Here is a 12,134-nt window from a genome sequence, read left to right as displayed (position 1 = left end):
GCAGGTCTTGCCATCTCCTTACGGCTCGACCGGCGCAGTGACGGGCACCACTTCCCCTAATACCCCCGGGGGGTATATGGTCGGCGGCATGAGCAACGCGAACCTGACCCGACTGGCGATCACCGCGACGCTGCACTGCCTCACCGGCTGCGCCATCGGCGAGGTGCTCGGCATGGTCATCGGCACCGCCCTCGGCTGGTCCGACCTCGGCACCATCGCGCTGGCGGTCGGCCTGGCCTTCCTCTTCGGCTACTCGCTCACCGTCCGCCCGGTGCTCCGCTCGGGTGTCCCGCTGCGCACGGCGGTCAAGGTGGCGCTGATCGCCGACACGGTGAGCATCGGCGTGATGGAGGTGGTCGACAACGGCGTCATGCTGGCCATCCCCGGCGCCATGGAAGCGGGCCTGACCAGCTGGCTGTTCTGGGCCAGCCTGGCCGGCGCCCTGGCGGTGGCCTTCGTGGTCACCGTGCCGGTCAACCGCGCGCTGATCGCCCGTGGCCGTGGCCACGCGGTCACCCACCAGTACCACGCCGGCCACGGCCAGCACGCCGGGCACGACGCGGGGCAGCACGAGGGGCGCGCGGACGCCGGGCATGCCGACCACGACGAGCACGCCGGTCACGCGGGGCATGGCGGGAAGGCCGGGCACGCCGGGCACGACGCGGGGCAGGGCGCGGACGCCGGGCATGCCGACCACGGCGAGCACGCCGGGCACGACGCGGGGCGCGGTCGGCGCTGACCGGTTCGGTACGCCGGGCGGAGCCGCCCGGCGTACCGTGATCGGATTCCGGTCCGGTGGATGACGGCGCAGGGAGGTGGATCGGTGCTCGACCGGCGACTCCACCTGCATCTGGCCAGCTGGCTCGGGCAGTGGCCCGCCGGCCCGGGTCTGCACGTGGTCGGCTCGCACCGCCGGGCCCGCCCCGCCTGGGACGGCCGGCTCCGCCCGGCGATCGCGGTCCGGGCCGGCGCGAGCACCGTGCTGTCGGTGCCGCCGGACCGGGTCGCGGCGGTTCGGGAGCTGGCCCGGCGGCCGAAGCGCCTGCTGCCGGAGCTGCCCGCGGCGGTCGGCCACCGGGGTTGGGCGCTGCACGACGACGTCTTCCGGTGGAGTTCGGCGCCAGCCCCGCTGCCCGACGTGGGGGAGTGGATCTCCCCGGAGGAACCGGGGCTGCCGACCTGGCTGGGGCTGTTCGACCGGGCGGTGCTGGTGGTCCGCGACGACAGTGGCCACTACCTCGCCGGGGTGGGGATCAAGCGGCACGACGCGTACGGCCACGAGTTGGCGGTGGGGACGGTGCCCGCTGCCCGGAGCCGCGGCCTGGCCCGGCGCCTGGTCGCCCAGGCGGCCCGCCGGGTGCTCGACGAGGGCGCCGTACCGACCTATCTGCACGATCTCCGCAATGTCGCCTCGGCCCGGGTGGCGGAAGCCGCCGGCTTCCCGGACCGGGGATGGCGGTCGTTCGGGGTCTACCCGAGCTGACCCGCGAAAGCCGCCCGACCGGGCCGCTCGACCGGGCTGGTCCGCCGGGCGCAGGACGCGGACCGTGGATCCCGGGCCGGATCCACGGTCCGCAGCCTCCCCCAGGTCCCCGCGGGTCGGGCGACGCTGATTACGCTACGTATCGACAGGCTCGACGGCAAGATGTCAGCGCTCGACTCGGAGTGTCGAATAGCGGACTTGACCTGGAGCGGAGTCGACAAGGCCGGTCCGGTCGCTCAGTGACGCAGCGTACGAATCAGGTCGAGGACCTGGCGGGTGACCGGGCGGAGCACCCGCAACCGGGACAGCGCCACCAGCCGGTCGATGAGCGGCACCGCCCCGTCGATCAGCTGCCGGGTCCGGGCCTGTCCCGGCGACCGGTCGTAGACCCAGTAGAGGATCACCCCCATGTACGCCAGCCAGAGCAGCTCCGGCAGTTGGGGGCGCAGTTCGGCGTCCACCTTGGCGGTGGAGCCGTCCAGCACCTCGGCGAAGAGCGCGACCGCCGCCTGGCGCGGCGCCGAGGACTCCGCCGAGAACGGGCTCAGCGGGGAGGTCGGCTCCGCGGCCGTCTTGAAGAAGCTGGCGGCGAAGTCGTGCGAGGGGGTGAGCACGTCGATGCCGGCGTGCAGCACCCCGGCGAGCCGGGCGGCGAAGTCGGACTCGCGGTCGAGCACCGGCTGGGCCGCCGCCCGGTGCTCGACCTGCGCACGGGCGTAGAACTCCTGGATCAGGTGGTCCTTGGAGCCGAAGTAGTAGTAGGCGTTGCCCACCGCCACCCCGGCCTCCTGGGCGATCGCGCGCATGGTGGTCTGGGCGTATCCGCGCTCGCGGAACAGCCGCATCGCGGTGTCCAGGATGAGCTGCCGCGTCTGCTCGCCGCGGGCGGTCGCCGGCTCACCCGCAGCGGTCGTCGGCGCAGTCTGCTCGGTCATCGGGGCCACCGTAACCCGGCGGGTCGGGCGTCGGCTCCGGCCACGGCTCGCGGACCCGCTCGCGTACCGCCGAGGCGACCGCCACCACCCGCCGGGCCAGCGGGAGCAGGTGCGGGCGGGCCAGCCGCTCGGCCGTCGCCCGGTGCTCGGCCAACGCCCACAGGCAGGCGAACCAGGCGCCGTCGCCCGCGTACACCGCGCCGGTGTCCGCGATGACGGTGAGGTTGCGCAGCGTCGCGGCATGGTCCAGGCCGGGGAACCGCCGCCGGGCCTCCGCCGAGCCGGCCGGCACGAACTCCAGCGGTACGAGCTGCGGCCGGGACGCCAGCCAGGCGCGTGCGGCCCGGCAGAGCGGGCAGTGCGCGTCGAACAGGACGGTGAACCCCCGGACGCCACCACCGGATTGCGTGGTGGCATCCGGGAGACCGCCTGCTCCGGCGGGCGGGACGGTCATCGGGCCGACGGGGGAGGGGTCGGTCCGGTGCCCGGCTGGCCGCCGCCCGTCGGACCGGGCTGCGGGCGGGGGCCGCCGGCGTACGGGCCGGCGTGCGGCTGCGGGCCGCCCGGGTGGCCGGCGTGCGGTGCGGGCGTCATCGGCAGCTGGCCGACCGGGGCGAGCGGCGGGTGGGTGGCGAACTGGCGGAGCCGGCTGCGGCGGTACCGGTTGAGCGCGAAGACGTTGAAGAAGTGCAGCACGCCGAGCACCAGCAGCACCAGGCCGACCTTGAGCGACAGCTCCTCCATCGCCACGCTGGTCGTGCCCACCGGGTCGGGGTGCCGCATGGCCACCGTGACGTAGCCGAGGTTGAGCAGGTAGAAGCCGACCACCAGCAGGCTGTTCACCGCCTTGGCGAGGCGCTCGTCGGCGAACACCTCCTCGAGGAAGACCAGCCCGTTGCGGGAGAGCGCCCGGGCCACCCAGATGGTCAGCCCGATGCTGATCGCCAGGTAGACCAGGTACATCCAGACCTTCGTGTCCATCCTGAACCTCTCTTGAACACGTTCAAATCGATTGGACTCAGCGTAGACGACGAGTTGAACGCGTTCAAGACCGCGCCGGCGAATGGCCACCCGACCCCAGGCTGGGTATGGTCGGCTGGCACCGGCACGGGCGCCGGGCTCCCTGGTGAGGCGGTGAATGACGTGCGGGCGCAGGACGCGGAGCGGCGGCAGGTGGTGCTGCGACCGGCCGGAGAGATCGACATGTCCACCGCCGACGCGCTGGAGAGGGAACTGCTGGACGCGGTGCGGTCAGCCGATGTCGACGAAGTCCTCGTCGATCTGGCCGGCGTCGCGTTCCTCGACTCCAGCGGGGTTCGCGTGCTGGTCCACGCCGCGGTGGTGGCCCGGGAGCGCGCCGTGACGCTCCGGGTGGCCCGGCCGCAGCCGGTGGTGGCCCGGGTGCTGCGGATCACCTCGGTCGATGCCCTGCTCGGGTTGACCGACGGGGGCGCCGAAGACCACTCCGGTCTGGGCTTGCCCGCGCCGGACTGACGGTCAGGGTTCGGCGTTCGCGGCCGCCTCGGCCGACCACTCGACCAGCAGCAGCGTGGCGTCGTCGCGGTCCGTCCCGCCCAGGTGCTCGGTGACCGCGTGGCTCAGCCGGCGCAGGATCTCGGCCGCCGGCAGGCCGGAGCTGATCTGACGCTCGGCGAGATCGGCCAGCCTGGGCAGGCCGAACAGATCGCCGCCCGTTCCGCGCGCCTCGGTGACCCCGTCGGTGTGCAGCAGCAACCGGTCGCCCCGCTCCAGCCGGGTCTGCGCCGGCACGGCCTGGTCGGCCAGGCCGAGCGGGAGGCGCCGGCCGCCGGTCAGCTCCCGCACCGCCCGCCCGCCACGCAGCAGCAGCGGCGGCGGGTGCCCGGCGACGACGTACCGGAGCAGGCCGGTGCGGGTGTCGAACTCGACCAGCACCCCGGTGACGAAGCGGGCGTCGCTCCACTGGCTCGCAATGGCGGTGTCCACCGAGCGGGCCAGCCCGGGCAGATCGCTGCCGGCCCGCCGCGCTGCGCGCAGCGCGGAGAGCGCGACCGAGGTGGTGAGCACCGCCGGCAGCCCGCGACCCACCCCGTCCAGGATCGCCAGCGAGAGGATCCCGCCGTCCAGGGCGTAGTCGAACGCGTCCCCGCCGACCTCGTAGCAGGGTTCGAGCAGGGCGCTGATCGCCGTGTCCGGGGCGGCGAAGGTCAGCGGCGGCAGCAGTTGCCAGAGCAGCTCGGCGGAGACCGCCATCGGCCGACTGCGCCGGGCCCGGTGCAGGGTGTCGCCGTACGCGATCTTGCTCGACACCAGGTGCCCGATCAGGCCGGCGATCAGCCGGCAGCCGTCCTGGAACGACGGGTCGGACGGGTCGACGCCGGCCGCCGGGAAGACCTCCAGCAGGCCCAGCCGGTCGGTGCCGTTCACGATCGGCATCCAGAGCCGGGGTGGCGGCCCGTGCCCGATGAGCGGCTCGACGTGGGTGAAGGCGCGACCGGCCAGGCTGGTGTCGATCGGCAGCGCGTCCGGCGCCGGGCGATCCGGCTCGGGTAGCGGACGTAGGTCGCACTGCTCGGCGTCGACCAGGTAGACGGTGGCCGTCGCACCCAGTGGTCGCAGTACGGTGCCGACCGCCACCGCCAGCTCGTCCGGCGGCAGCCGGTGCGACCGGGACGCGAGGTCGGCCAGTGCCCGGTACCAGGGTTCGGAGGCGGTCATCCGATCCGCATACCCCGCGCCGGCCCGGTCAATGCCCGGCCTGGGTCCGCCCGGTCCCGGGGCTGCCCGGCCCGCCCGCCTGGTCCGCCCGCCTGGTCCGCCCGCCCGGTGGGGCTGCCCGCCTGGTCCGCCCGTCCGGCGGGGCGGTCCGCTGGCCCGACGTCAGCCGGCCAGGCCGAGCGCCTCGGCGGCGGCCCGGCCGTTGGCGTGGCTGGCGCCGTAGGTGGTGACGAAGGCCCGGACGCCGGCCGGCCGCCAGCTCGCCGGCCAGCCCATCTCGACCACGGTCACCGGGTGCTCGGCGGCCAGCGCGGTGACCAGCTCGGGACCGCCGGGCAGCCGGTGCAGGTGCCGGCCGACCAGCACGATCGGCCGGGACCCGGCGAGCCCGCGCAGGGTGGCCGGTTCGGTCTCCGCGGCGACCACCCGGATCTCCTCGGCCTCGGCCAGGTGCGGGCCGAGTCCCCAGGGCACCCGGCCCTCCGCGATGGTGGAGGCGGCGTGCAACTGGACCACCAGCGGCCGGTCCAGCTCGGTGAGGGTGCCCTCCACCCGGACGGCGCGGCGCGCGGCCGCGTACCCCAGATCGGTGGCGGCGGCGGAGATCCCGCCGGCGGCCCCGGTCCAGGCGGCCAGCGCGGCGGCCCTACCGCCGGCCTCCTCCACCCGGGAGCGGTCCAGCCGGCCGTCGGCCAGCGCCGCGATGATCTCGGCGACCACCTGCTCGACCAACTCGGCGTCCACCTGGGCGCCGATGCAGAGCAGGTCGGCGCCGGCGGCGAGGGCCCGGACGGCGGCCGGCCCCACCCCGCCCGCGGCGATCGCGGCGCCCTTCATCTCCAGCGCGTCGGTGATCACGGTGCCGGTGAAGCCGTACTCGCCGCGGAGCAGGTCCACCAGGACGGCCCGGCTGAAGGTGGCCGGGCCGTCGCCGGTCAGCGCGGGCACCCGGATGTGCGCGGTCATCACCGCCCGGGTGCCGGCGGCCACCACCGCGGCGAACGGGGGCAGGTCGCGCTCGCGCAGCACCTCGACCGGTACGTCCACGGTGGGCAGTTCGTGGTGCGAGTCGGCGATCGTGGCGCCGTGCCCGGGAAAGTGCTTCGCGCAGGCGGCGACGCCGGCGGCCTGGAGCCCGGCTACCGCGGCGGCGGAGTGCGCGGCGACCCGGATCGGATCGGCGCCGAACGAGCGGGTGCCGATCACCGGGTTCTCGTCGGCGGTGTTGACGTCGACCGTGGGCGCGAGGTTGACAGTGATACCGAGCGCGGCCAGCTCGGCCCCGATGGCCTCGTAGACGCGTCGGGTCAGCGCCACGTCGCCGACCGCGCCGAGCGCCGCGTTGCCGGGATAGGGGCTGCCGGTGGCGTGGGCGAGCCGGGTGACGTCGCCGCCCTCCTCGTCGATGGCGATCAGCACGTCGGCGCGGCCGGCCCGCAGGGCGGCGGTGCTGGCCGCCACCTGGGCCGGGTTGTGCACGTTCGTGCCGAACAGGGTGTGTCCGGCGAGCCCCTCGGCGACCAGGTCCACCGCCCAGTCCGGCGGCACCGGGCCCGGGTACGCGGCCAGCAGCGTGCCGAGCGCGAGCCGGCGCAGTCCTGGATCGAGCCCCACGTGATCTCCCCTTCCGGTGCCCGGACGGCACGGACGTCGTGACGGAGGCGGCCGTCCCGGCGGTGATGCGGTGCCGGGTCGTCCGAGTTCTCCGGTGCCGGGTGGCCGATACGCTACGGCTACCCGCTCACCGGTCGGTTTACAGTTAGCAAAGTTTATAGAAGCAGAAGGACGTGGCATGAGTGCGACCCGGTTGCCCGGCACCCCCCGCCTGCTGCGGGCGCTCAACGACCGCGCCGCGCTGGAACTGCTGCTCGAGCAGGGGCCACTGACCCGGGCGCGGCTCGGCGAGCTGACCGGGTTGTCCAAGGTCACCGCCTCCCAGCTGGTCGAGCGGCTGGAGGAGCGCGGGCTGGTCACCCGGGTCGGCGAGCAGGCCGGCGGGCGGGGACCGAACGCCCAGCTCTATGCGGTGCGGCCGGGCAGCGCGCACGTGGTCGGGGTGGACGTCGGCCCGGACCGGGTGGTCGCCGCCTGCGCGGACATCACCGGCGCGGTGATCGGCCGGGTCGAGCAGTCCACCCGGGACACGGACGACCCGGTCGGCGTGGTGCACAACGCGGTGGTCCAGGCGGCCAGCAGCGCGCAGGCCCAGCTGTCGAGCGTCCGGCGGATCGTGCTCGGCACCCCCGGTCTGGTCGACCCGGCCACCGGGGACATCACCTTCGCCTTCAACCTGCCGCGTTGGCACAGCGGCCTGCTCGGCGCGCTCCGCGAGGACCTGCACACCCCGGTGGTCTTCGAGAACGACGTCAACCTGGCCGCGGTGGCCGAGGCGCAGTCCGGCGCCGCCCGCGGGGTGACCGACTTCGTGCTGGTCTGGGTCGGCGCGGGCGTCGGTCTGGCGATCATGCTGGGCGGGCGGCTGCACCACGGCAGCAGCGGCGCCGCGGGCGAGATCGGCTACCTGCCGGTGCCCGGCGCGCCCATCCCGCGTGACGTGTCCCGCCGGGCCAAGCCGGCCTTCCAGCAGCTCGTCGGTGGGGACGCGGTGCGCGCGTTGGCCCGCGAGCACGGCTACCCCGACGACAGCGCCACCACGGCGGTGCGCGCGGCGATCGCGGACGGTACGGCGGGCGGCCCGATGCTCGACGAGCTGGCCCGGCGGCTGGCGCTCGGCGTGGCCAGCACCTGCGTGGTGCTGGACCCGCCGCTGGTGGTGCTCGCCGGCGAGGTCGGCCAGGCGGGCGGTGCGGCGCTGGCCGAGCGGGTGCAGCACGAGGTGGCGGCGATCACCCTGGTCCGGCCCCGGGTGGTGCCGACCGGGCTGACCGAGGAGCCGATCCTCAACGGTGCGCTGCGGACCGCGCTGGACGCCGTCCGCGACGAGGTCTTCGGTTCCACCGTCGGCTGAACCGGCGTCCGTCATGTGAAGGAATTCTTCACCATTGGTCGGGGTGCTGCAAGGTCTTGCCGCACCCCGACCGGGTGCCCGGCCAGCTCAGATCAGATCCCGCCGGCGGAACAGGGCGAAGGCCGCCGCGGTGAGCGCGGCGGTCAGCGTGACCAGTACGACCAGCGCCGGCGCCCAGGTCAACGCGTAGAAGCCGTCGCAGCTGCCGTCGAAGACGCCGGCGCAGGCCCGGTTGTCCCAGAACTCCGCCCGCCCGGTCAGCCAGGCGGCCAGGTGGCTGGAGAGCATCAGCTGGTCGGGCCGGGCCACCTCCAGGATCTCGAACACCAGCCGGGCGCCGAGCTCCCACACCACCAGGTACGCGGCGACCGCGCCGAGCGCCGCCGAGGTGTGCCGGCCCAGGGTGGCGATGGCGAAGCCGAGCGCCGTGGCCAGCAGCACCAGCACCAGCCCGCGACCCCAGAGCGTCCCCAGCGACCGCCAGAACTCCTCGTCGAGGTGGCCCGGCTGCCCGGCGGCCTGCCCGATGAACCAGAAGGCGCCCAGGTACACCACCGAAGCGACCAGCGACAGCGCCAGCACCCCGCCCAGCAGCGTGCCCAGCTTGGCGCCGAGCACCGTCATCCGGCGTGGCCGCCACAGCAGCAGGTTGACCACGCCGCCGGAGTTCAGGTCGGCCCCGATGTAGGAGGCGCCGACCAGGAAGCCGAAGAGGACCAGGAAGGCGATCAGGAAGTAGAGCAGCGGCCGGGCCTCCGTGGCGAAGGTGAACACCCCGACCAGGTAGTCGGCGGCCACCGGCAGCCGGTCCCGCAGCGCCGGGTCCACCTCGCTGCAGTTGGGCGGGTAGTACTGGTCGGCCTGCTCCGGCGGCAGCACGCCGCGCTCGCGGGCGAGGCACTGCTCGTGGATGACCTCCAGGTTGCGCCGCTCCTCGGCCGCCTGCCGCTGTGCCTCGGCCAGTTCGGTGGCGGTGGGCCGGTGCGAGCCGGCCAGGGTGGTCGCCGCGGTGATCCCGAAGGCCAGCACCAGCAGGACGACCATGAGCTGGACGAAGCGCCGGGCGCTCAGCCGCTCCAGTTCGGCACGGACCAGGTTCACGCGTCCACTCCTCTGGTCTCGCCGACCCCCGCCTCGAGGTCGATCGTCGCGTCCCGTGTCGGGCGAGCGGGCAGCACCGAGTCGTCCACCTGCCGGGGCACCCCCGGATGCCCGGCCGTGCCGGTCAGCTCCAGGAAGACGCTCTCCAGGTCCGGCCGCAGCGGGGTCAGCTCGCTCACCCAGATGCCCTGCTCACCAAGAGTGCGGCTGACCACTGTCGGGTCGGTCACGTCGGCCACGGTCAGGTGGTCGTCGTGCGCCGTGGCGGCCAGCCCGGCGGCGCCGAGCAGCTCGACCGCCCGCGCCGGCTCGGCCACCCGGACCAGGAACTCGTGCCGGTCGAAGCCGGCCAGCACCTCGTCGACCCGGCCGGCCGCCACCCGACGGCCCCGGGAGATGATCGTGACGTGGTCGCAGATCAGCTGGATCTCGGCCAGGATGTGGCTGGACACCAGCACGGTCACCCCGGCGGCGGCCAGCGACCGCATCAGGTCCCGCATCTCCCGGATGCCGGCCGGGTCCAGCCCGTTCGCCGGCTCGTCGAGGATCAGCAGCTCCGGGTCCTTGAGCAGGGCGGAGGCGACGGCGAGGCGCTGCTTCATGCCGAGCGAGTAGCCCTTGACCCGCTCGTGGCCGCGGTCGTACAGGCCGACCTGGGTCAGCACCTCGTCGACCCGGGAGACCGGAACGCCGCCGGCCCGGGCGAGCAGCCGCAGCGTGCGGTGGGCGGTGAAGTTGCCGAAGAACTGCGGGCTCTCCACGATCGCACCGACCCGCCCGGACACCTGGGGCAGCTGCTCCGGCGACCGCGCGCCGAGCACCGTCATCCGCCCCGCGTCGGCGCGGACCAGGCCGAGCAGGGCGCGCAGCGTGGTGGTCTTGCCGGAGCCGTTCGGGCCGAGGAAGCCGTGGATCTGACCGGGCTCCACGAGCAGGTCGAAGCCGTCGACCGCGACCCGGCGGCCGTGCCGCAGACTGTGGAAGGTCTTGCGCAGACCCTCGATCTCGATGACCGCGCTCATCCGCGCGGCTCCCTGCTCCGACCGGCCATGAACCGTCCTCCGGGTGGGGTGACCAACGACACGGCGCCCCACCATACGGCCGGCCCGCCGCCCATGGGGGGCACCGCGGCGCTGCGTGGTTGGATGGTCGGGTGACTGGTGACCTGATCCCCGGCGCCGGCGGCGCCGCACCCGCACCCCCGCCCGTGGACGCGGATCTGGTGGTCAGCCTCGACGGCGTCGGCGTACGCCGGTCCGGCACCGCCCTGCTGCACGACCTCACCTGGCGGGTCGAGCTGGACGAGCGCTGGGTCGTGCTCGGCCCGAACGGCGCCGGCAAGACCACCCTGCTCAACATCGCGGCCGGCCGGCTGCACCCGACCACCGGCGTCGCGCACGTGCTCGGCGAGCGGATCGGCCGTACCGACCTGACCGAGCTGCGCACCCGGATCGGCCTCTCCACCGCCGCGCTCGCCGAGCGGGTGCCCGCCGACGAGCGGGTCACCGACGTGGTGGTGACCGCCGCCTGGTCGGTGGTCGGTCGCTGGCGGGAGAGCTACGACCCCACCGACGAGGCCCGCGCCCGCGCGCTGCTCGGCCAGCTCGGCGTCGGCGGCCTCGCGGAGCGCAGCTACGGCACCCTGTCGGAGGGGGAGCGCAAGCGGGTGCAGATCGCCCGTGCCCTGATGACCGACCCGGAGCTGCTGCTGCTCGACGAGCCCGCGGCCGGGCTCGACCTCGGCGGCCGGGAGGACCTGGTGGCCCGGCTCGCCGAGCTGGCGCAGGACCCGGACGCCCCGGCGATGGTGCTGGTCACCCACCACGTGGAGGAGATCCCGCCCGGCTTCACCCACGCGCTGCTGCTGCGTGAGGGTGGTGTGGTGGCGCAGGGGCTGCTCGGCGAGACGCTCACCGGGGACAACCTCTCCAAGACCTTCGGCCTGCCGCTGGTGGTCCAGCGGTCCGGCGACCGGTACACGGCTCGCGCGGCCTGAGGGCCGCGGTAGGGAGGCCAGCGTGCGGCAGACCCGGGTGGTCGTGGTCGGCAGCGCCAACATGGACCTGGTGGCCACCGCTCCAGCCCTGCCCCGGCCGGGCGAGACCCTGCTCGGCACGGACTTCGTGACGGTGCCCGGCGGCAAGGGCGCCAACCAGGCGGTCGCCGCCGCCCGGGCCGGCGCCGCCTGCGCCTTCCTCGGCGCGATCGGCTCCGACTCGTTCGGGGTCACCCTGCGGGCCAGGATCACCGCGGCCGGCGTGGACACCGGCCAGCTGCGGGTGGTGTACGGGGCCTCCGGCGTCGCCCTGGTGATGGTGAACGCCGACGGGGAGAACGCCATCCTGGTCACCCCTGGCGCGAACGGCGCATTCACCGGGCTCACCGAGGCCGAACTGGCCGCCGTACGGGACGCGGACGTGCTGGTGGCCCAGCTGGAGGTGCCGGTGGAGACGGTGACCGCCGCGGCGCTGGCCGCCCGCGCGGCCGGCACCCGGGTGGTGCTCAACGCGGCGCCCGCCCGGCCGGTGCCCGCCGAGCTGCTGGCCGCGGTGGACCTGCTGGTGGTCAACGAGAACGAGGCCCGGGCGCTCACCGGCCGGGGCCGGGACGAGCCGCGGGCCCTGCTCGACGTGGTGCCCCGGGCGGTGCTCACCCTCGGTGCCGAGGGCGCCTGGTACGGCGACCGGGACGGCGCCGACGTGCACGTGCCGGCGGTGAAGGTCGACGTGGTCGACTCCACCGGCGCCGGCGACGCGTTCACGGCCGCCCTCGCGGTCGCCTGGGGCGAGGGTCGGGACCTGGTCGACGCGGTGCGCTGGGCGGCCGCCGCCGGCGCGGCGTGCGCCCGGCGGCTGGGCGCATCGGTGGCGCTGCCCCGCCGGGCCGAGATCGACGAGCTGTACGTTCCCGCCTGATCAGGTAGGGACCAGGGGCGTCCAGCTCCGGTTCG

Annotated in this window: 13 protein-coding genes; 6 read left to right on the top strand and 7 right to left on the bottom strand. The window is 74.9% G+C overall.

Annotated features, from left to right (window positions below; all coding sequences use genetic code 11):
• Positions 1-88: 88 nt before the first annotated feature.
• Together DLJ47_RS35010 and DLJ47_RS35005 are read left to right on the top strand one after the other, a co-directional pair.
• The gene (locus tag DLJ47_RS35010) at positions 89-739 is read left to right on the top strand and encodes a DUF4396 domain-containing protein (RefSeq protein ID WP_233258186.1); all 651 of its coding nucleotides are present in this window, start codon (positions 89-91) and stop codon (positions 737-739) included.
• Between the two features lie 84 nt (positions 740-823).
• The gene (locus DLJ47_RS35005; protein ID WP_199236142.1) at positions 824-1,483 is read left to right on the top strand and encodes a GNAT family N-acetyltransferase; all 660 of its coding nucleotides are present in this window, start codon (positions 824-826) and stop codon (positions 1,481-1,483) included.
• A gap of 236 nt (positions 1,484-1,719) precedes the next feature.
• Here the strand turns inward: DLJ47_RS35005 and DLJ47_RS35000 are convergent, their stop codons facing one another.
• The 3 genes from DLJ47_RS35000 to DLJ47_RS34990 are packed head-to-tail and all read right to left on the bottom strand — an operon-like array spanning position 1,720 to position 3,399.
• On the bottom strand, positions 1,720-2,418 hold the full coding sequence (locus tag DLJ47_RS35000) for a TetR family transcriptional regulator (RefSeq protein WP_109906613.1): 699 nt from the start codon (positions 2,416-2,418) through the stop codon (positions 1,720-1,722).
• Positions 2,381-2,872: a thiol-disulfide oxidoreductase DCC family protein gene (locus DLJ47_RS34995; RefSeq protein WP_109906611.1), complete on the bottom strand. Its 492-nt coding sequence runs from the start codon at positions 2,870-2,872 to the stop codon at positions 2,381-2,383. Before DLJ47_RS34995 ends, DLJ47_RS35000 begins: the two co-directional genes overlap by 38 nt.
• Entirely contained in the window at positions 2,869-3,399 is a 531-nt protein-coding gene (locus DLJ47_RS34990; protein WP_233258185.1) for a hypothetical protein, read from the bottom strand. Before DLJ47_RS34990 ends, DLJ47_RS34995 begins: the two co-directional genes overlap by 4 nt.
• 153 nt (positions 3,400-3,552) lie before the next feature.
• Between DLJ47_RS34990 and DLJ47_RS34985 the strand changes: the two genes are divergently transcribed.
• Positions 3,553-3,912: an STAS domain-containing protein gene (locus tag DLJ47_RS34985; RefSeq protein ID WP_146228278.1), complete on the top strand. Its 360-nt coding sequence runs from the start codon at positions 3,553-3,555 to the stop codon at positions 3,910-3,912.
• Positions 3,913-3,915: 3 nt separating this feature from the next.
• On the opposite strand, the gene DLJ47_RS34980 is transcribed toward DLJ47_RS34985, so the two are convergent.
• Complete coding sequence (locus tag DLJ47_RS34980) at positions 3,916-5,115, bottom strand: PP2C family protein-serine/threonine phosphatase (protein WP_109906607.1); 1,200 nt, start codon at positions 5,113-5,115, stop codon at positions 3,916-3,918.
• Between the two features lie 162 nt (positions 5,116-5,277).
• Complete coding sequence (locus DLJ47_RS34975) at positions 5,278-6,729, bottom strand: glycoside hydrolase family 3 N-terminal domain-containing protein (RefSeq protein WP_109906605.1); 1,452 nt, start codon at positions 6,727-6,729, stop codon at positions 5,278-5,280.
• A 178-nt stretch (positions 6,730-6,907) separates the two neighbouring features.
• On the opposite strand from DLJ47_RS34975, the gene DLJ47_RS34970 reads away from it, so the two are divergent.
• The gene (locus DLJ47_RS34970; RefSeq protein WP_109906603.1) at positions 6,908-8,083 is read left to right on the top strand and encodes an ROK family transcriptional regulator; all 1,176 of its coding nucleotides are present in this window, start codon (positions 6,908-6,910) and stop codon (positions 8,081-8,083) included.
• Positions 8,084-8,170: 87 nt separating this feature from the next.
• Here DLJ47_RS34970 and DLJ47_RS34965 read toward each other — a convergent pair whose 3' ends face one another.
• Together DLJ47_RS34965 and DLJ47_RS34960 are read right to left on the bottom strand one after the other, a co-directional pair.
• On the bottom strand, positions 8,171-9,184 hold the full coding sequence (locus tag DLJ47_RS34965; RefSeq protein WP_109906601.1) for an ABC transporter permease subunit: 1,014 nt from the start codon (positions 9,182-9,184) through the stop codon (positions 8,171-8,173).
• Positions 9,181-10,206 carry an ABC transporter ATP-binding protein gene (locus DLJ47_RS34960; protein WP_109906599.1) on the bottom strand — a complete coding sequence of 342 codons (1,026 nt, stop codon included), beginning with the start codon at positions 10,204-10,206 and terminating at the stop codon, positions 9,181-9,183. The genes DLJ47_RS34965 and DLJ47_RS34960 overlap by 4 nt, the downstream gene beginning before the upstream one ends.
• 131 nt (positions 10,207-10,337) lie before the next feature.
• Here DLJ47_RS34960 and DLJ47_RS34955 point away from each other — a divergent pair, with 131 nt between their 5' ends.
• Together DLJ47_RS34955 and DLJ47_RS34950 are read left to right on the top strand one after the other, a co-directional pair.
• Positions 10,338-11,180 carry an ABC transporter ATP-binding protein gene (locus DLJ47_RS34955; RefSeq protein ID WP_109906597.1) on the top strand — a complete coding sequence of 281 codons (843 nt, stop codon included), beginning with the start codon at positions 10,338-10,340 and terminating at the stop codon, positions 11,178-11,180.
• Between the two features lie 22 nt (positions 11,181-11,202).
• The gene (locus DLJ47_RS34950) at positions 11,203-12,099 is read left to right on the top strand and encodes a ribokinase (RefSeq protein WP_109906595.1); all 897 of its coding nucleotides are present in this window, start codon (positions 11,203-11,205) and stop codon (positions 12,097-12,099) included.
• Positions 12,100-12,134 lie beyond the last annotated feature (35 nt).

It is taken from the genome of Micromonospora sp. S4605 (assembly GCF_003176715.1).
Classification (GTDB): Bacteria; Actinomycetota; Actinomycetes; order Mycobacteriales; family Micromonosporaceae; genus Micromonospora; species Micromonospora echinaurantiaca.
This window is presented reverse-complemented; position numbering and strand designations above follow the sequence as displayed.